The sequence below is a fragment of the Bacillus sp. FSL P2-0069 genome, assembly GCF_038593315.1.
GTDB lineage: Bacteria > Bacillota > Bacilli > Bacillales > Bacillaceae > Bacillus > Bacillus safensis.
Window position 1 is genome coordinate 3464429 of record NZ_CP151984.1, and the last position, 19296, is coordinate 3483724.

At 40.5% G+C, this 19296-nt stretch carries 17 protein-coding genes and 1 riboswitch; of the genes, 7 read left to right on the forward strand and 10 right to left on the reverse strand.

All coding sequences use genetic code 11. The features are described 5' to 3' along the window. Window positions 1-46: 46 nt before the first annotated feature. From NSQ34_RS17785 to NSQ34_RS17805, 5 genes are all read right to left on the reverse strand, one after another. Window positions 47-511 (reverse strand): helix-turn-helix transcriptional regulator, encoded by a 465-nt coding sequence (locus NSQ34_RS17785; RefSeq protein ID WP_024423909.1) that lies wholly within the window; start codon window positions 509-511, stop codon window positions 47-49. Window positions 512-610: 99 nt separating this feature from the next. Next, a complete protein-coding gene (locus tag NSQ34_RS17790; RefSeq protein ID WP_254001494.1) occupies window positions 611-1138 on the reverse strand; it encodes a YfjD family protein in 528 nt (175 codons plus the stop codon). A gap of 21 nt (window positions 1139-1159) precedes the next feature. Next, window positions 1160-1918, reverse strand: coding sequence for a hypothetical protein (locus NSQ34_RS17795; RefSeq protein ID WP_254001495.1), 759 nt, complete (start codon window positions 1916-1918; stop codon window positions 1160-1162). A gap of 12 nt (window positions 1919-1930) precedes the next feature. Continuing rightward, a complete protein-coding gene (locus NSQ34_RS17800; RefSeq protein WP_144496458.1) occupies window positions 1931-3127 on the reverse strand; it encodes a glycine zipper domain-containing protein in 1197 nt (398 codons plus the stop codon). A gap of 4 nt (window positions 3128-3131) precedes the next feature. Continuing rightward, window positions 3132-3455 (reverse strand): WXG100 family type VII secretion target, encoded by a 324-nt coding sequence (locus NSQ34_RS17805; RefSeq protein ID WP_024427532.1) that lies wholly within the window; start codon window positions 3453-3455, stop codon window positions 3132-3134. 226 nt (window positions 3456-3681) lie between these two features. On the opposite strand from NSQ34_RS17805, the gene pepT reads away from it, so the two are divergent. Continuing rightward, the gene (gene pepT / locus NSQ34_RS17810) at window positions 3682-4914 is read left to right on the forward strand and encodes a peptidase T (RefSeq protein ID WP_065214962.1); all 1233 of its coding nucleotides are present in this window, start codon (window positions 3682-3684) and stop codon (window positions 4912-4914) included. Between the two features lie 289 nt (window positions 4915-5203). Continuing rightward, the gene (locus NSQ34_RS17815; protein ID WP_008345664.1) at window positions 5204-5383 is read left to right on the forward strand and encodes a hypothetical protein; all 180 of its coding nucleotides are present in this window, start codon (window positions 5204-5206) and stop codon (window positions 5381-5383) included. A gap of 85 nt (window positions 5384-5468) precedes the next feature. Here the strand turns inward: NSQ34_RS17815 and NSQ34_RS17820 are convergent, their stop codons facing one another. After that, the gene (locus tag NSQ34_RS17820) at window positions 5469-6146 is read right to left on the reverse strand and encodes a DUF3298 and DUF4163 domain-containing protein (RefSeq protein WP_034281367.1); all 678 of its coding nucleotides are present in this window, start codon (window positions 6144-6146) and stop codon (window positions 5469-5471) included. Between the two features lie 161 nt (window positions 6147-6307). Here NSQ34_RS17820 and NSQ34_RS17825 point away from each other — a divergent pair, with 161 nt between their 5' ends. The 4 genes from NSQ34_RS17825 (at window position 6308) to NSQ34_RS17840 (ending at window position 11054) form a co-directional block, all read left to right on the forward strand. Further along, complete coding sequence (locus NSQ34_RS17825; protein WP_170825854.1) at window positions 6308-7165, forward strand: MurR/RpiR family transcriptional regulator; 858 nt, start codon at window positions 6308-6310, stop codon at window positions 7163-7165. A gap of 198 nt (window positions 7166-7363) precedes the next feature. Then, entirely contained in the window at window positions 7364-8257 is an 894-nt protein-coding gene (garR, locus tag NSQ34_RS17830) for a 2-hydroxy-3-oxopropionate reductase (protein ID WP_176967115.1), read from the forward strand. A 7-nt stretch (window positions 8258-8264) separates the two neighbouring features. Beyond that, window positions 8265-9686: a four-carbon acid sugar kinase family protein gene (locus NSQ34_RS17835; protein ID WP_176967114.1), complete on the forward strand. Its 1422-nt coding sequence runs from the start codon at window positions 8265-8267 to the stop codon at window positions 9684-9686. A gap of 48 nt (window positions 9687-9734) precedes the next feature. Next, window positions 9735-11054 (forward strand): gluconate:H+ symporter, encoded by a 1320-nt coding sequence (locus NSQ34_RS17840; RefSeq protein ID WP_065214964.1) that lies wholly within the window; start codon window positions 9735-9737, stop codon window positions 11052-11054. A gap of 55 nt (window positions 11055-11109) precedes the next feature. On the opposite strand, the gene NSQ34_RS17845 is transcribed toward NSQ34_RS17840, so the two are convergent. Then, window positions 11110-13140, reverse strand: coding sequence for an AAA family ATPase (locus tag NSQ34_RS17845; RefSeq protein ID WP_065214965.1), 2031 nt, complete (start codon window positions 13138-13140; stop codon window positions 11110-11112). Window positions 13141-13276: 136 nt separating this feature from the next. Then, window positions 13277-13389: riboswitch (SAM riboswitch) on the forward strand. A gap of 88 nt (window positions 13390-13477) precedes the next feature. Between NSQ34_RS17845 and NSQ34_RS17850 the strand changes: the two genes are divergently transcribed. After that, on the forward strand, window positions 13478-14602 hold the full coding sequence (locus NSQ34_RS17850) for a 5-methyltetrahydropteroyltriglutamate--homocysteine S-methyltransferase (protein WP_034281370.1): 1125 nt from the start codon (window positions 13478-13480) through the stop codon (window positions 14600-14602). A gap of 54 nt (window positions 14603-14656) precedes the next feature. Here NSQ34_RS17850 and NSQ34_RS17855 read toward each other — a convergent pair whose 3' ends face one another. The 3 genes from NSQ34_RS17855 to NSQ34_RS17865 all read right to left on the reverse strand — a co-directional run bounded on the left by NSQ34_RS17855 (window position 14657) and on the right by NSQ34_RS17865 (window position 19114). Then, on the reverse strand, window positions 14657-16075 hold the full coding sequence (locus tag NSQ34_RS17855) for a glycoside hydrolase family 1 protein (protein ID WP_111926977.1): 1419 nt from the start codon (window positions 16073-16075) through the stop codon (window positions 14657-14659). Further along, a complete protein-coding gene (locus NSQ34_RS17860; RefSeq protein WP_111926979.1) occupies window positions 16047-17954 on the reverse strand; it encodes a beta-glucoside-specific PTS transporter subunit IIABC in 1908 nt (635 codons plus the stop codon). The genes NSQ34_RS17855 and NSQ34_RS17860 overlap by 29 nt, the downstream gene beginning before the upstream one ends. Window positions 17955-18280: 326 nt before the next feature. Beyond that, a complete protein-coding gene (locus NSQ34_RS17865) occupies window positions 18281-19114 on the reverse strand; it encodes a PRD domain-containing protein (protein ID WP_034281373.1) in 834 nt (277 codons plus the stop codon). Window positions 19115-19296 lie beyond the last annotated feature (182 nt).

Here is a 19296-nt window from a genome sequence, read left to right on the forward strand (position 1 = left end):
AAGAGAGGCACCCTATAAACAGATGCCTCTCTTTCCTTTTGCAATCTCAATATGGAGAAGACAGCTGGCTTAATTCCTCTAGCCGCCGCTTCGCTTCTTCTTTATTAAACGAACTATAATAGCGATAGTTCTCCTCATCTAAGATGCGGTAATGCTGACTAAGTACATTTTGCTGAAGGCGAAACGTGCCTTTTTTGACAGACGTCCTCCACCAAACCTTGCCGCCAATCGTACGCTCTACTGATAGATGTAATTCATCATGTGCCACAACTTCCAAAATCTCGAGCGGGTCATCCCCCAGGGTGCCTTTTAAAATGTCACTATCTCTGAATAATGCACATACGGCCGCGGATTGCGTCCAGTTGAGACGCAGCCTGTTTTTTTCAACCTGCTGTAGATGCCGTTTCGATAGACCAAGTACCTCCGCCATACGATCCTGCGTATAATCCTTTTCTTTTCGAATCCGTGCCATTTGTTCTGTGACGAGGTCGATTACCATCTCTTTATCCATCTCTCATCACCTCTTTCGAGTGTTCAGTCTTTACTGACATCATACACGATTTCTTCGAAAAAGTGGCGTCTCATCCTATGGAATTCTGACAAAAACAACTTAGTCGGTCTTCTCTTTTCCTTGGCCATGCTGCTGTCTCCAATTTTCTTGGGCTGTCTGATGTAAATATGGATAGATCTCCTGTTTGACGGTCTGCTCAAACACTTCTTCATCTAAAATGCTGTATGCCGGAATTTTGATCAATTTCCCATCTACTTTCCGAATGAGCACATCCATGAAAAGAAATCCTCTTATGCTGTAACGATGCCTGCGCATGTCGATTGATTGAATATCTTGAAAAGGAATCGTTCGCTCCCGATGCAGCACAGCGCCATTCTCTCCGCGCTGAATGCGAAAAATCACATTTCCCCTCTTCGTAAAAGCAGGCAAAATCATCAAAAAGGAGATCCAGCCATAGACAATACCTAATAGTCCGCCTAAAAATAAAAACAATGTATAGTTCGATTCAAATGTAAGAGCTTCTGAAAATAACCAAATACCGATGATACCGAAGCCGCCCGTTGCTAAGAATGCCCATACTCTTAAAAAAGGTCTGCTCCTTACTTCTATTACTTCACTTGGATTCAAGTGTCATTCTCCTTTTCTCCATTAGAATATAGAACGTAACCCGTCTCGATGAGCCGTCTCAATGCGAAATTGATTTTCTTTTATTCCTGATACAAGCCACGATTGGTTCTCACCTGGAATCACAAATAGCATGGACTCCACATCAGGCGTATTATTTTTGTCATAGACGACCTTCATGAGAGAGTCCATCTTTCCTTTTCTCGTCTGTACATCAGAAACAAATGCCTTCACGAGCTCTTGATTCTCCGCTTTATTCAGAAAGGATGGCCACTCATTTTTCGCTTCGCTTGCCTGTTCTAATAGCATTTCAAATTCCTCTGCCTGCATGCTGATGACAGGTTCAGGGTGATCATTCATCTGTATGTTGAAAAAGGCTGTCACTTGCTCCTCTGCCTGCTGATCGCCGTCCAGTTTGCGAATCTGATGTACTTGTTGATCATAAAGCGTATGATGCGCATATACACCCGCTTGTGTTGTGTGAAAAGAGGTGCTGACTTCTTCATCTAAATCTCCAAATCTAGACGCCTTGATCGTGTGGGAGGCATCATTCATCGCCTGGATGAAATGACGGTATTCCGTTTTATAACGGTATTGTCTGTTTCGAAATTCCAGTACACCTTTTGCAAGCAAAGAGCGGCACGCAATTTCAAATAAAAACCCCAAGCGCTCGTCCTCTACTTCAGGATAATAAGCCTCCTTTAAGGACATACCTTGTTCAAAATAGCCTTCACTGTAAAAACTAAAGATGAGTTCCTCAATACTTAGACTTAGCTGATCCAACTTGATCTCTCCTTATCCAAAAGAAAATGCACCCTTAAAGAAATCGCCTGCACCCTTTATGAGCGAATCTGCGGTTTCTTTTGTTTTTTCTATCCCTTTATGTATTACCTGATTTGCCTGATCAATGGTATCATTCACTGCTTTCACACCTTGACCCGCCAGTTCGAATGCTTTTTTCCCTTTATCCACGACTGCATGAATCGGGTCCTTTAATTTCACTGCCATCTGTTCAGCAAAACCGGATGTCAGCTTGGCGACTTTTTCTCCAATAAATCCACCTACTGCTGAACCAATGGCTCCGCCAACCACGGTTCCAATCGGACCTGCAAAGCTGCCAAGAGCACCGCCGACAACGGCACCTGCGACAGAACCGCCAGCGATAAAGACCGTATTGTTCACTGCATTTCCAACAGCCTTTGCATTTTCACGCTTAAGAACTTCTGGTTGATCGCCGAATTCTGCATAGTTCTCGGCAATTTTCAATCCACAGCCAACCGTCTCAGTTGCACCAGTGACAACTGTTGCAATGATGGCATTTCCTTTCGCAAATCTTGCACCATTTTTCAGAACAGACTTAATAGCAGCCGTGTCCTTCCAATTAATACTTCCTTTTGTAAAATCACGAACACTGTTTGTGAACGCAACTGTATCGTCAGGATAAAATTTTGTGAATTTCTTATGAACCAAGTCAGCCATCGGCCAGTTCGATCGTTTTAATAATTCTTTTTTACTCAGCCAAATCCTTGCTAACCGGTCAAATCTCGTTCCTTCTACCCGGCTGGTCAGATCAAGCAGCAGCTTTGAATGCTGCGCTGCATATCGGCCATTCTCTTTAATGAAAGTCGTCATTCCAAGCCCGTAATATTTCGCCTGCATCATCACGATACCAGATAAGCTCGTGAGTGTACCATATTGATCATAAATACTGTACAATTTCCGCAATATATCATCTGCTTCGACCATTTTATCCGTTGCATGACGAATGGCAATATCATCACTGCTCAATTTGCTGATTAATGCCTGTCCTGCTCCCCATGCATCCCCGACACCAGAAAAACAGCTTCTATACCGAGGATCGCAGCCTAAAATCAGCCCGTCCAGTTCACTATGTAAATCGCGGTGCTTCGTTTCAATGGCTGACAGCTCGCCTACAAAATCATTCGCCAGCCCAGTCAGCTGATCTGGATCAACCACAATGTCACGTGCCATCACATCATCTCCCTTCTCGGTTTCTTTCTCTCCGTTCTTCTCGTCTCTTTCGCTCAAGCTCTTCCATTCTGGCAATTTCAGCTTTACGCTCCTCAATTTTGACCGCTGCATCCCGCAGTTCCTGACTTGTTTCAAGCAAATCTTTTTCAAATTGATCGTAGCGTGCCGTTGTTTCTTCAAAGCTTTGATCAAATTTATCCCTTGCTTCTCCCTGCCAGCCTGATCCTACTGCCTTCAGCCGATTTTCCAGCAGCTGCTTGGACTGCCGAATCTCATCAGCCGCTTCCTGAAACTTTTGAGCGAGTGCCAGCGTTTGACTAGAATCCAACTTTCGCACCCCTTTCTCCCAATTTAACGTACAAATGGATGATTTTATATGTCCTCATTATAAATAAAAAGACACCCAAAAAAATCACCCTAAAGAACCATTCAGCACATTACCTAATGAAAGTAGGCCTTTTTCCTCTCTAATTGCCAGAGAAAGCCTTTCTTGTTATGAAGCGCATTCAAGACGTGATAAAATGGACGTATTCTACAAAAGGAGTGACGTATAGATGAAAGAGGAAATGATTCAGCGTTTCACAAGTTATGTGAAGGTAGATACGCAGTCGGATGCAGAAAAGGAAAGCTGCCCATCTACTGAAGGACAATTGAATCTGGCGAGACAGCTTGTTGAAGAAATGAAATCCATTGGAATTCAAGAAGTGACTATGGATGAAAACGGCTATGTCATGGGTACAATCCCTTCTAACACAGACAAAGATGTGCCGACCATTGGCTTTCTGGCTCATATTGACACAGCCACTGACTTCACCGGCAAAAATGTAAAACCGCAGCTTCATGAGAACTATCAAGGCGGCGACATTACCTTAAATGAAGATCTACATATCGTTTTATCTCCACAACAGTTTCCAAATTTACAAAAGTACCAAGGACATACACTGATCACTACAGATGGCACAACCCTGCTTGGTGCAGATAACAAAGCTGGTATCGCAGAAATTATGACCGCTATGCATTACCTCATCGAACACCCAGACATCAAGCATGGAAAAATCCGTGTCGCTTTTACGCCAGATGAAGAGATTGGCAGAGGGCCGCACAAGTTTGATGTTGATGCCTTTGGCGCTTCCTATGCGTACACAATTGACGGCGGACCGCTTGGCGAGTTGCAATATGAAAGCTTCAACGCAGCAGGCGCGAAAGTATCCATTAAAGGAAACAACGTCCACCCAGGAACAGCAAAGGACAAAATGGTCAGTGCTGCGAAAATTGGGATGCTCTTTCACAATAAACTTCCTTCTGAAGAATCTCCAGAATATACAGAAGGCTACGAAGGCTTTTTCCACCTGACGAAATTTGTAGGGGAAGTAGAAGAGGCTGAGCTGCAATATATTATCCGTGATTTTGATAAAGAGAAATTCAACAATCGCAAGGCCCTGTTTGAAAAAATAGCAAATGACTTAAAAGCCACATACGGAGAAAACAGCATCACCCTCAGCATTCAGGATCAATATTATAATATGAGAGAAAAAATTGAGCCGGTAAAACATATTGTAGACATTGCTCATGAAGCCATGGAAAATCGCTCAGTAACACCGGTCATTGAACCAATTCGCGGCGGCACAGATGGCTCCCAGCTTTCATATAAAGGTCTTCCAACGCCAAACATCTTTACCGGCGGGGAAAACTTCCACGGTAAATATGAATTTATTTCCGTTGAAAACATGGTGAAAGCCACCGAAGTTATCGTTGAAATTGCCCGTTTATTTGAAGAAAAAGCATAGACATGTTTACAACCGTTCCTGTTCGGGAACGGTTTTTTAATAAAAGTTTACAATTTTCTGAAACTTTTATGACACTTATTCGTACTAATAGAGACAACCCCAGAAAAAATTCTTCTTGACGAGTGCAATAACTGGAAATATAATAGTTAAAAACAACCAGTATTTTAGACCTAAAATAGCAGATCGAATGAACCTTAAGAACTAAACCGTTTCTGCTGCTTATTTTCAGTTATAAACATCACTCACCCTGTCTACACTTAAAGAATAGGATGAATTGGAGGAATGTCATATGATGATTTTATTGATTATCGCTTCACTTTGCTGCTACTTACTATTCTCTTTCAAAAAAGATAACCGCACCCAAAAAAGAAAAAGCGCAGAGCTTTCGGAGTTTGAAATCTTTCGTATGCGCCGCCACTACAACGGAAAACGCCGTCACCCACTAAACGATGCACCTAAACAAGTATAAATCCAAATAAAAGAGCCTCATGAGGGGCTCTTTTTTGTTTGCATAAACAGCAAAAAACGACCAGATTCAGTGGTCGTTTTTCTTTTTATTTATATACCTTCGCAGGAACTTGAATCATAGGAATTCCTACATAGTAAGGTGAAATTTCATATGGCTGGAAGACAACAGCAATTCCCTTTTTCGTGAAGTAATACTGCGTGTTGTAGTTGATTTCAATGTCGCTTTTTTTCAGGTTCGCGTAGAATTTGCTTTTATGTTTCTTTGTGTAGTTATAAATATAATCTCTTACTTTCGTACGCTTTTTCTTTGTTTTCACAACGTCTGTCAAGAACAGCTGCTTTGTTTTTTTCTTTGTTAACACATAGTTCATGCTGGAAACCATTGTGTCTCCGTGTGCTCCACCGTTATACATGTAATCATAGTTTAAGATACTCAGTTTCTTACCATTATTAAATTTCGTTTTATACGTTCTCTCATACGTGACCTTCCCGTAGCCTTCCTTTTTCGCTTCGTCCTTTAAAAACAAGTACGTAGAATAAGAGAAAGCGATATCTTCTTTTAAATCACGATTGATGGTTTTCATATGCGTCTTGCTTAGGTTTTTCACCTGTGCATATTTGAACGTTTTTTTCTTTTTATAATAGTGTGTGCTTACTTTTGCTTTTTTTGCTTGTTTGGCATCCGCAGATCCAACTGGCGCAAACAAGGAAACAATCAGTGAGAAAATAAGCAGGCTGATCGTTAGGCCTTTTTTCATCGTCATAGTAAAAACCCCCATTTTTGTCTATTACCAGATGAGTATACCATGACAAAAGAACCAAAAGAAGTATTTTTTCCATATTATTCTTCATTTTTCCACATCGGGTTTGTTTACCGTTTTCATAAGTTCCTGTATGCTTAATGTAGAATGCTAGATGAAGTGTGGTGTTTATCATAGAAGAGAATATTTTTAGTCACATTCGGACGACGTTTCATAGTTTGTCCCCAACCCAGAAAAAGATTGCCAATTACATTTTACAAAATCCTCAGAAAGTTGTGCTTCATTCTATAAGTGCACTCGCTGCTGAATGCAGCACAAGCGAAACGACGATCTTTCGGTTTCTAAGGAAAATTGGCTATGAATCGTATCAAGTGTTTCGTGTCCATGTTGCACAGGATATTGCGACCAATACCCCTCAATCCATATACGGCGAGATCGAGGCAACCGATAGTGTCGCTGACATTAAACATAAGGTCATAGAGTTAACAACAAACTCTATTCAAGATATGAAGCATATTCTAGAGGATCATGCCGTCACGCAATTCATTGAACACATGAAACAGGCACATAAAACCGTCTTTTTTGGAGCAGGTGCGTCCAGCTTTATTGCTGGAGATGCTTATCATAAGTTCCTGCAGCTTGGTTTTGAAGTGAGCCTATGCAGTGATCCGCATATGATGAATATGATTGCAACACACGCCATGGAACACGATTTTATCGTCGCAATCTCCCATTCAGGAGAGAGCAGAGAAATTCTTGACGCCGTACAGTTTGCAAAAGAAAAAGGGGCAAAGGTTGCTTCTATCACCAGCTATCCGAAATCTGAGCTCGCAAAGCAGTCTGACTTTCATCTGCTTAGTTCTTCCAGAGAGACAACCTATCGATCGGACTCCATGATCTCCCGTATCAACCAGCTTGTGATCATTGATGTACTATACGTCGCCGCTGTTTTAGAGCTAGGATCAAATGCCATTGAAAACGTGAAACGATCTCGATTAGCTGTAGCTAAAAATAAGACATAAACGCAAAAGACCGGAGCTGATTCCGGTCTTTTTTTGTGACTTTTATCATATTTTCCGTTGACACGTTCCTATCACGTCATGTACATTAAATGAACAATAGTTTATTTCCTACTATTAAATTTAATTGATAGTATATATACTAACAATAAGAAAAGAAAGCGCTTTTTGTAAGGGTTTTCTATATAGGAGGCAGACAACGTGACAAAGAAGATTGGATTCATTGGACTAGGTATTATGGGAAAACCTATGGCACTCAATCTATTAAAAGCCGGTCATACTTTGACGGTTTTTGACCTAAATGAGGAAGCGATTCGATCGTTACAAGAAGCCGGAGCAAAAGGTGCTGTTTCAGCAGCTGAGGCAGCTTCTGAAAGCGATATCATCATCACAATGCTTCCTAAAGGAGAGCATGTAGAGGCAGTCGTTTCAGGTGATCAAGGCATTTTAACGACAGCTGCACCTGGCACTGTCATCGTAGATATGAGCTCAATTTCTCCTGTCACCTCCAGGGCTTTAGCTGCTTTTGCCAAACAGCATCAGGTGGAATTTATCGATGCACCTGTCAGCGGCGGAGAACCGAAGGCAATAGACGGAACACTTGCCATCATGGCTGGCGGCGAAGAATCCATCTTTGAGCAAGTGAAGGATGTCCTGCTTTCAATGGGCACTGAAGTCGTATTAGTTGGGGCAAATGGCAGCGGGACAACAGCGAAGCTTGCCAATCAAATCATCGTCAACTTAAATATTGCGGCCATGTCCGAGGCGCTCGTTCTAGCTGCTAAATCAGGCATTGCCATTGATAAGATGTATGAAGCCATCCGCGGCGGACTGGCAGGGAGCGCTGTTCTCGATGCAAAGGTCCCTCTCATCTTAGAACGAAATTTTGAACCTGGCGGACGCATCGACATCAACTTGAAGGATTTAACCAACGTCATGGAAACGGCTCATGATATCGGTGTTCCTCTCCCGCTTTCTAGTCAGCTGCTTGAAATCTTCCACGCCCTCAAAGCGGACGGGAAATCCGGGCTTGATCATGGAGGCATCGTTCAATATTACGAAAAAATGGCTCATGTCGAAGTAAAGAAAGGATGAGATGGTCATGAAGCAAAGCACTGACATACTAAATGCCATTCCGAAAGCAGATTCAAAGGCCATTCAATCAGCATACGAACAAGCACTGAGCAGCTTTCGTCATAAAGTCATTGTATTAGACGATGACCCAACGGGGATTCAAACCGTACATGGCGTCTCTGTTTTCACCGATTGGTCAGAAGAAAGCATTGAGGCTGGTTTTCTTGAAGACAGCCGCATGTTCTTTATTTTGACCAATTCACGCAGTATGACTGAGAAAGAAACTGCCGCTGCGCACAAAACAATCGCAGCAACCATTGTAAAGGTGGCTGAACGTCTTAATCAGGACTTCGTCATTGTCAGCCGAGGGGATTCTACTCTTCGCGGACACTTTCCGCTTGAAACTGAAGTACTCAAAACGACCATTGAACAGCAAAGCTCCCGCCAGTTCGATGGTGAAATCCTTCTTCCTTTTTTCCAAGAAGGTGGACGCTTTACGATCGACAATATTCATTACGTACAGGAAGGACACGAATTAATTCCTGCTGGTGACACAGAATTTGCAAGAGACCGTACATTCGGCTTTCAATCTTCTCATCTTGGAGAATGGATTGAAGAAAAGTCAGAAGGAATGTTCACAAAAAAGAACACTACCTACATTTCGTTAGCTGATCTGCGGGCTTTACGCATTGATCAAATCAAACAGCAGCTCATGAGTGTCAAGGATTTCAAAAAGGTGGTTGTAAACGCGGTGGACTATGATGATGTCAAAGTCTTTGTCACCGCTCTCATTGAAGCCATTCAAGCAGGACAGCAGCTGATGTTCAGAAGTGCGGCGGCGCTCACAAAAGTACTTGGCGGTATAGGGGATCAAGCCTTATTAACAAGAGATGCCTTGATCCAAGAAGAAAGCCCGCATGGTGGTCTCATTATGATCGGTTCTCATGTGAAAAAAACAACAGAACAATTAAAAGCGCTGCAACAAGATAAAGAGATAGCTTTTATTGAATTGAATACCCACCTCGTATTAGAGCCTGATGCCTTTCGCGAAGAAATTGACCGTGTCATTCAGCAAACTGAAGCACTGTTGGCAGCAGGTCAATCTGTAGCTGTTTATACAAGAAGAGAACGGCTTGATCTTGGGGATGATCGCCAAGAGGAAGAATTAAAGCTCTCTGTACAGATTAGTGATGCTGTGACAAGTATTGTCCAGCGTCTCACCATTCGTCCTAAGTATCTTATTGCCAAAGGTGGAATTACCTCCAGCGATATTGGAACAAGAGGACTTAGCGTGAAACGTGCGACCGTGGCAGGTCAAATCAAACCAGGGATCCCCGTTTGGCAAACAGGAGAAGAAAGCAAATTCCCTTTCATGTCTTATGTGATTTTCCCGGGAAATGTTGGGTCAAAGGATACGTTAAAAGAAGCTGTAGACATACTTGAAGGATAAGGCATAGGGGGTGTTTGCGCCCTTATGCACCACAAAGGAGGAAAGATCATGTCGTTAGTGTTTATAGGACTTGGCGTTTTGTTATTGCTTTTACTCATGGTTGTCTTTAAGTTAAACGCTTTCATATCTTTGATTATTGTCTCTTTAATTGTTGCTGTGTTAGAAGGGATGACACCACTAGAAGCGATCGCTTCCGTCGAAAAAGGACTTGGCAGTACGCTCGGACATCTGGCACTCGTTCTCGGTTTTGGAGCGATGCTTGGGAAATTGATGGCTGATTCTGGCGGAGCTCAGCGGATCGCGATGACACTTATTGACCGATTTGGCATCGGAAAAATCCAATGGGCGACGATGCTGACTGGGTTTGTGATTGGAATTGCCCTATTTTATGAAACCGGATTCATTATCTTAATTCCATTAGTCTTTACGATCGCTCAAGCTGCAAGACTTCCTGTGCTGTATGTGGGGATGCCGCTCGTCGCTGCACTCATCACCACACATGGCTTCCTCCCTCCTCACCCAGGACCGACTGCCATTGCGAATGTCTTTCAGGCAAACATGGGACAAACCTTATTGGTTGGGATTATTTTAGCGATTCCTGCTGTTTTAGTAGGCGGACTTCTGTTTACGAAACTATTTAAAAAAGATCAGTTGCACGCACATATTCCAAAGAACTTATTTAATCCAAAGGAATTCACAGAAGAAGAAATGCCTAGCTTCGGCATTAGCATTTTCACCGCTGTTCTGCCTGTATTGCTTATGACATTCAGGGCATTTCTAGAAATTTTCTTCCCATCCTCTCCATTGCTGCCAACTGCTGAGTTTTTAGGCGAACCGGCGATTGCACTATTAATCTCAGTGCTGCTTGCCATCTACACGTTTGGGCTTGGAAGAGGAAAGAGCATGCAGGACGTGATGAAGTCCATCACGGATTCTATCGGCTCTATTGCTATGATTCTATTAATTATTGCAGGCGGCGGTGCCTTTAAACAAGTGCTCATTGATAGCGGCGTCGATCAATACATTGCAGGGATCATGCAAGGAAGCACACTTTCTCCCCTGCTTCTGACTTGGCTCATTGCTGCTGTCCTTCGTGTTTCTTTAGGATCAGCCACTGTCGCCGGTCTCACGGCGGCTGGCATTTCTGCACCACTGATTGGCCTGACGGGTGTCAGCCCTGAATTAATGGTGATCGCAACAGGTGCCGGAAGTATTACGTTCTCTCATGTGAATGATGCGGGTTTCTGGATTTATAAAGAATACTTTAACCTATCAATGGCTCAAACCTTTAAAACGTGGACATTGATGGTCACCGTGCTTTCACTTGTCGGACTTGCTGGTGTTCTTGCTGCTGATTTGTTTATATAGGATTATTAAATTAGCACCTTCATTGAAGGTGCTTTTATTTAAAAATCAAGTCTCTTTATGTTCTTGAGAGTTCGTACTTTGAATTAGTAACACCAAAGTAATTAAACACTTCGTCTTTTAAAAGTTCATTTGTATTTTTGTTACTATCTGTACAGTCGATATAATTTTTAGCTATTTTCATTTTTATATTTTTATTGTTAATAAATTCAACTATATGTTCTTTATTAATAAAAGCATCATTATCTTTAGGGATAAGAATTGATTTATCACCAAGTATTTTAGAAAAAGAAATTTGAGTATTAAACTCAAATTTTTGAAAAAGAGTTCTCAAGTACTCATCACCTTCTTCTTCAATTACCCTTTGAACTGCTGTATAATAATTTTGGGGATCCAAACAATCCTCGATGACTGTACGTTCATAAAATTGCCCCTGTCTCCAAGGCTCTAAAAATTTAACAGCCTCTATATTATTACTAGTTAATGTTTGAATCCTTCTTATATCCACTTTCCCTTTGCTCTCAGGAGCTTTAGTAACGTTCACTTTATTACTATCAGTATCGATTAAGCAAAGAATTTTACCACTAAATTGATCTGCTGTTAATTTGTCTGAAAGCGGATAACTTAATAATCCATATAATTTTATTACATTACCACAACCACCAACAGGTAAAATTCGGAAATTCTCTAAACCATCAAGCAAATTCTCTAAATACAGCCTATCTGTACTACCTTCACAAATTATCCAATTAATATTTTCAACACTTTTTGAAAAACTTATAATGCTCGAAGCTAAATCAAACATGCTTTTCAATTCAATGTCATCAGGAAAGCGCCGTTGTTCATCTAAATAATCAAAAAAATTAAAGTCAGATATCTTTATATCAACATCTTGCTCTTCTTTTCTCAAATGATATAAATAACCATGATCTGTTATTGGTAAAGATCCATACCAATGTGTAGTAATTAAAACCTGTCTTTTAAAATTACTTGCTAATTCTTGAAGTCTCATAAATTGAGGGAAGCAATTTGCAATATTCATTGAAACTTCAGGTTCATCGATAGCTAAAATTACTTCCCTATCCATTTCTTTTGAATTAGATAAGAAGGCATAAGCAATATCAATTAAAGCTTTTCTTTTTTCACCAGAACTTAATTGATTTACTTCTCTATTCTTATACCTTAACGGTCTTTTAGAAAAATATGCTTCTATTATTTTATCTCTGATATCTGTAACAGTTAGATTTTTTTTACTAAAAGCTTCTGCACTATAGTTATAATTTTCGTCTATTTGCTTTATTGAACTATTGATACCTTTAATAAATTCGTTAAGATAATCATTTGTGAAATTCAGAAAACTTCTATTCTTACCCTCTATTTCATATTTAGAGTTTAATACATTATCTATCTCATATAAAATGTCTTTATTCATTAAAGTTTGCATTTGCCTATCTTCTAACTTTAATGTTTCATCAACATTTTGTTCTACAGGTATATATATGTATGCATAATATTCTTTTAATATTTTCCTCAATCTGTCTATCTTTTTTTCAAAGTTATCCTCGCCCAATAACTTCCTATAATGACTATCAAAAGGAGTTAAAGTTGATTTGCCATTATATTTAATACCAGCTGGCAGAATATAATACTTTTCCTCAGAATAATTACCTATTAATTGCTCCAAATGACTAAAGAATATCTTTGCATATTCTCTTCTAGTCGCACCAACCAGAGAATTTTGTATACCATTCCAAAACTGAGCACTTATAACTTCAATATCATGTAATAATAGTTCATTTTCTTTAATTTCAATTTTATTAAAACGATTTTTATTTAAAACAAATTCTCTTAATATTTCTTTCTCTATCATAAAAATGGGAGTTATATAACATTCTTCTTTTTTTGAACCTCTATTTGCATTCCATTCTCTATTATTAAAAAAAACATCTATCGCTTCTAAAATCCCACTTTTACCTATACCATTAGTACCTATATAAACAGAATATTTTTCCTTTACATCACTCGTAATAGGAATGAATACAGACTTTGGATATGATTTATATCCATTTAAAAATACTCCTAGAATCATGAGTATCCCCCTTTATAAAATTTTCCATATAATTAAATATAAGTTTATTTGACAAAATAATCAATAAAAAAACCATTGACTTTTTCTCAAAAAGGTTGAATAATTGTGTTTATTAAGAAAATTGAATCAAAAGGTAACCTTATTAAGAGTGGTGGAGGGACTGGCCCTGTGAAACCCGGCAACCGCTGTTCCTAGGAACAGAATGGTGCTAATTCCTTAAGCAAGCAAATGCTTGTTTGAAGATAAGGCAGAGTTCTCACAGTATATGATGCTCTTCCTTATCTAAGGAAGAGCTTTTTTATTTGATTTTTTAACCTGAGGAAAGAAGGGATTCAGCATGACACAAGTACAAACCATTGGAAAGAAAACAACGAAACCGCCATTCCGCGCAGATCAAGTAGGAAGTTTACTTCGTTCAGAGCGCATCAAGGAAGCACGCAAGCAAAAAGCAGACGGTACGCTGACAGCAGAGCAGCTCCGACAAATTGAAAACGAAGAAATTACACGTATTGTAGAGAAGCAAAAAGAAATTGGGTTAGAGGTTGTCACAGATGGTGAATTCAGACGTGCATGGTGGCATTTTGACTTTCTTGAAGGACTCGATGGAGTTGAAGGATTTGAAGCAGATCAAGGCATTCAATTCCATAACACAACGACAAAAGCTAGAGGTATCAAGGTAACAGGCAAGATCGATTTTACAGATCATCCAATGCTGGAGGATTATCGTTTCCTTCACAGCATCGCTGGTGATCATACGGCTAAAATGACGATTCCAAGTCCGAATATGCTCTTTTTCCGTGGAAAGCTTGAAGAAGGAGTGTATGACAGCTTAGAGGAATTTCACCATGATGTGGCACAAGCGTATAAGAAAGCCATCCGTGCTTTTTATGATGCAGGCTGCCGCTACTTGCAGCTGGATGATACGGCATGGGCAGTGTTCTTTTCTGAAAAAGGCCATGAACAAATCAAAGCCTTTGGCCGTGAAGAAGATGAACTTCGTGAATCGTTTGCGAAGACAATCAATGAAGCTGTTGCCGACCGCCCAGAGGATTTGGTGATCACGATGCACATTTGCCGCGGTAACTTTAAATCAACTTGGGCAGCTGAAGGTGGTTACGAAGCAGCGGCAGAAACTATTTTTGCCGGCTTAGATCTTGATGGTCTCTTTTTAGAGTTTGACGACGATCGTTCTGGCGGATTTGAGCCCCTTCGATATGTGAAGAACCCAAACCTTCAAATCGTACTAGGCCTTGTCACTTCAAAATACGGAGAGCTTGAGCCAGTTGAACAGATTAAAAAACGCATTGAGGAAGCGGCTCAATATGTGGACATTAACCAAATTTGTTTGAGTCCACAATGCGGATTCGCCTCAACAGAGGAAGGCAACCTGTTAACAGAAGAGCAGCAATGGGAAAAGCTGCGTCATGTGATTGAGATTGCTGATCAAGTGTGGACTTCGTAGCCCCTCAGAGAAGAAAAAAAGACAAACCGCAGTATGGCGGTTTGTCTTTTTCTTTTATGCATCCAAATGTTCACCATTTGTCGCAATCACTTGTTCATACCAATCGAAGCTTTTCTTTTTCTTTCGATCTAATGTACCGTTTCCTTCATTATCACGGTCAACATAAATGAAGCCGTAGCGTTTTTTCATTTCAGCCGTTGATGCGCTGACAAGGTCAATTGGGCCCCAGCTTGTATAACCGATCAGGTCAACTCCGTCTGCGATCGCTTCTCTCGCCTCTAGCAAATGGCTTCTGAGGTAATCAATTCGGTAATCGTCTTGAATGGATCCGTCTTCTTCTACTTGATCGACAGCACCCAATCCATTTTCTACGATAAACAATGGCTTTTGGTAGCGGTCATACAGCTGATTCAGTGTTGTACGAAGTCCTTTCGGATCAATTTGCCAGCCCCAATCACTTGCTTCTAGATAAGGGTTTTTCACACCTTCAAATAAGTTACCGCCAGTCACTTGTCCAAGAATCTCTGGATCTGTACTTGTCACAAAGCTCATATAATAACTGAAGCCAATATAGTCCACTGTATGGTTTCTTAAAATGTCTTCGTCCCCTTCTTGGAACTCGATGTTGATGTCATTTTCAAGGAAATAACGTTTCATGTAACCTGGGTAATAACCTCTTGCCTGTACATCTGAGAAGAATAATGTTTTACGGTCTTGCTCAATTGCAGCAAACATATCTTCTGGTCTTGAGCTGTACGGATAAGTTGTCATCGCTGCAATCATACAGCCGATTTTCGCATCAGGAATGATTTCGTGTCCTGCTTTGACAGCCAAAGCACTTGCAACAAATTGGTGATGCGCTGCTTGATATTGAATGCTTTTCTCGTCATCACCCTCTTCAAATACAAGTCCGCCGCCAGTGAAAGGCGCATGTAATACAACGTTGATTTCATTGAAGGTCATCCAATATTTTACTTTGTCTTTAAAGCGGGTGAACAATGTTTTCGCGTATGTTTCATAAAGATCCACAAGCTTACGGTTTCTCCATCCGCCGTAGTTTTTCACAAGTGCGAGCGGCATTTCATAGTGAGAGATGGTGACAACTGGCTCAATTCCATGCTTATGCAGTTCATCAAATACTTTTTCATAAAAAGCGAGGCCTGCTTCATTCGGTTCCGCATCGTCGCCATTTGGGAAAATACGCGGCCAAGAAATGGATAATCTGAAGCACTTGAATCCCATTTCTGCAAAGAGTGCAATATCTTCTTTATAGCGATGGTAGAAATCGATTGCATCATGATATAAGTTAAGGTCTTTCATTGATTCATCGAATGGGTGCATAATACCATTTGGTGATACATCAGCTGTCGATAAGCCTTTTCCATCTTGATTATATGCGCCTTCAACTTGGTTGGCTGCAACAGCGCCGCCCCATAAGAAACCTTTAGGAAATGTTTTTTCTAACTTGTTCATGTTGAATACCCTCCTCTTTTTCTTCAACACTGACTGTAAGCAGTGTCTCTTTCACTGTAATCGTTCCATCTGTTTTCGCATCAACTTGTGCAAAATCGTTTGTGTTGGTGACAATAACAGGTGTGGTGACATCATAGCCTTCTTGCTGAATGCCCTCGATATCAAAATCAATGAGTACATCTCCTGCTTGAATCAGATCACCTGACTGCACATGACTTGTAAAATACTTTCCGTCAAGTTTTACCGTGTCAATCCCCACATGAATGAGAAGTTCTGTACCTTGTTCACTCTTCAAACCAATGGCATGTTTTGTGTGGAAAATGGTTTCAACCTTGCCGTTGAAAGGTGCTACAACACGCCCAGCTGTTGGTACAATGGCTGCACCTTTACCCATGATTTCATTAGAGAATGTTGCATCATTTACTTGATTGAGCGGCTTTAGTTGACCTTCAAGCGGGCTTTGTACCACTTCATTTTGAAGTGCTGCTGTGTCTTTCTTTTCTTCTGGTTTGTCTGCTTTTGTATCATCTTTCACTGGTACATCTTTGAATCCGAGAACAAGTGTCATGATCGTTGCTACGACAAAGGCGATTACTAAGCCGATGATTGAGTAGACAAATGTTGGTCCAATGAATGTTGGGAGACCTGGAAGGCCTGCTGATCCAGATATCACATATGATTTTACTTTAAAGATTGACATGAACACGCCGCCTGCTGCTGCACCAATAAGGGCTGCAAGGAACGGTTTTTTCAATCGCATGTTCACACCATACATAGCAGGTTCAGTAATACCCATTAAGGCTGTGATACTTGTAGACATCGCCAATGATTTAAATGTTTTGTTTTTTGATCTTAAGAAGACACCGAATGCTGCGCCTGCTTGTGCCATATTTGCTACAAACATCATTGGAAGAATGAAGTCAAAACCGTTTAACGTAATGTTGTTGATCATGATTGGAAGCAGTGCATAGTGCATGCCCGTAATGATCAATGGTGACATGAAGCCGCCGATCAAGAGTCCGGCCAAAAGACCTGCATGTTTGAACAATAAATCAATTCCACCTGAAAGGCCACTTCCGATAATCCCGCCAAGCGGTCCAACCGCGATGAGCATAACTGGTACAACGACTAGAAGTGTGACTGTTGGAACAAGGATGATCTTTAATGATTTCGGACTATATTTTTCTGCGAATCTTTCAACATATGAACCGAGCCAGATGGTGAGCAGAATTGGAATCACCGATGAAGAGTACACAACGGCAACCACTGGCAAGCCTAGAAATTCTGTATTTCCCGCGCCCAGTAAAGCGGTTAACTGCGGGTGCAGTGCTGCTGCTGCAATGGCAGCCGCGATATACTGATTTGTGCCAATTTTTTTGGCTACGCTTACAGCAAGCAGAATCGGTAAGAAGTAAAAGGCTCCATCTCCGATGGCTGTTAAAATCGCATACGTACTGCTTTTATCTGATATCCACTGGAATGTGAGCATCAGTGCCAAAATCCCTTTGATCATACCGGCCCCAGCGATGGCTGGAAGAATCGGTGTGAAGACACCAGAGATAAAATCGAAAAGCTTTGATATCACATTTTGCTTTGACGCTTCTTCTGTACCGCCTGACTTTACATCAGATGATAGACCTGAGTCAGCGATCATCGCTTGATAGACATTTGAGACATCATTGCCGATAATGACATGATATTGGCCTCCGCTTTGATTCACGCCCATGACGCCATCTGTTGATTGCAGCTTCTCTTTATCTGCCTTGCTTTCATCGTATAAGTTGAAGCGAAGTCTTGTCATACAATGCGTAACTTGCTTAACATTCTTTTCACCGCCGACAAGTTCTAGCACTTCTTTTGCTGTTTGTTTGTGGTTCATTGTATTACCCTCCAAACGTTGATTTCATCTTGATATAGAAAAAACCTAAACATCCATTAATGTCCGAGAAATAGCGATTCAGACATTAATCGATATTTAGGTTTTGCCTGCTTAACCAGTAACAATCCTTCATAGCGATTGATCGTTATTTAATTTTTATAAGTCTTTAGATATAAAAAAACCTAAATCACGCCTTATCATAGATAGGGACAATGATTTAGGTTTTGCCTGCTTGACCAGTAACAATCCTAAAAGATTGTGGTTATTTAGTTTATAGTTATAAATTATCATGTTAATTTTGTGATGTCAACGCTTTCTTTTTGAATTTATTTTCTTTTTATTACTCTGTCTATATGCAAAGTTAAATATAGCATTTCATCTTCTATGAGACTTCGGTTGTATTCTTTTTGAACATAATCGTTAATTTTTTCTGCGCACTGAAAAGCTGCGGTGTTTTTCTCTTTTACCACTTCATACAGAAACTCGTTTTGATTTTCCATCTGTGTTTCGTTAAACAGACGCTGACCAAAAAACTTCAAATGCGTAACAAAACGGAAATAATTTAATGATTCCTCGTCCAAATCAATTTGAAAGTGATACTTAACGATGTTTAAAATGTCTTGAATGAGTTTGGTGATTTGAATAACGTTTGGCATTTCTTCATTGAGCTCTGCATTGACAATATGCATGGCAATAAAGCCGGCTTCATCCTCAGGAAGATGGATGCTCAGCTTGTCCTCAATGATCCGAATAGCTTCTAAACCGCATCTGAACTCATCTTTATACAGCCGTTTGATTTCCCAGAGCAAGGCATTTTTGATGTCCATTCCTTTTTGATGACGTTCAATGGCAAAGGTGATATGATCCGTCAGCGTCACATAGATGCTGTCATTTAAATTTTTGTTAAGGGTTGTTCTCGCATGCTCAATAATCGCCTCACACACTTGCATATACTCGATTGGAATATCATAAAGCAGGGTTTTGAATTTTTCTGATATATCTTTATTTTGAATAGAAAATACTTTTTCGATTCGTTCTTCGTCAATCGGGTCTCCGCTTTTCTTTTGAAACGCGATCCCTCTGCCCATAATGACCAGCTCATGCTGCTCGTCATCATACGCACTGACAACATTATTATTGATTACTTTAGAAATGATCAATTGATACCCCCCAGTACATTCCGCTTTTTCGAGCATTTTATCGTTGATTCATATGTCATGTTATTATTATTTTCAAAAAAGAGGACTTTAAGATGATTTTACATTTTTTTTTGATACGGTCAACTAGAAAGAATGACATATTACCTCTCAAAAATGACGAAATAGGGGCAAAAAAGTCTAAA

What these genes read in the sequence shown, in the direction of transcription:
- NSQ34_RS17785 (WP_024423909.1), bottom strand. Translation starts at nt 511, where the DNA reads ATGGATAAAGAGATGGTAATCGACCTCGTCACAGAACAAATGGCACGG.
- NSQ34_RS17855 (WP_111926977.1), bottom strand. Translation starts at nt 16,075, where the DNA reads ATGAACAAGTTAGAAAAAACATTTCCTAAAGGTTTCTTATGGGGCGGC.
- NSQ34_RS17845 (WP_065214965.1), bottom strand. Translation starts at nt 13,140, where the DNA reads ATGATTCTAGGAGTATTTTTAAATGGATATAAATCATATCCAAAGTCT.
- NSQ34_RS17820 (WP_034281367.1), bottom strand. Translation starts at nt 6,146, where the DNA reads ATGACGATGAAAAAAGGCCTAACGATCAGCCTGCTTATTTTCTCACTG.
- NSQ34_RS17815 (WP_008345664.1), top strand. Translation starts at nt 5,204, where the DNA reads ATGATGATTTTATTGATTATCGCTTCACTTTGCTGCTACTTACTATTC.
- NSQ34_RS17860 (WP_111926979.1), bottom strand. Translation starts at nt 17,954, where the DNA reads ATGAACCACAAACAAACAGCAAAAGAAGTGCTAGAACTTGTCGGCGGT.
- NSQ34_RS17835 (WP_176967114.1), top strand. Translation starts at nt 8,265, where the DNA reads ATGAAGCAAAGCACTGACATACTAAATGCCATTCCGAAAGCAGATTCA.
- NSQ34_RS17850 (WP_034281370.1), top strand. Translation starts at nt 13,478, where the DNA reads ATGACACAAGTACAAACCATTGGAAAGAAAACAACGAAACCGCCATTC.
- NSQ34_RS17840 (WP_065214964.1), top strand. Translation starts at nt 9,735, where the DNA reads ATGTCGTTAGTGTTTATAGGACTTGGCGTTTTGTTATTGCTTTTACTC.
- NSQ34_RS17800 (WP_144496458.1), bottom strand. Translation starts at nt 3,127, where the DNA reads ATGGCACGTGACATTGTGGTTGATCCAGATCAGCTGACTGGGCTGGCG.
- pepT (WP_065214962.1), top strand. Translation starts at nt 3,682, where the DNA reads ATGAAAGAGGAAATGATTCAGCGTTTCACAAGTTATGTGAAGGTAGAT.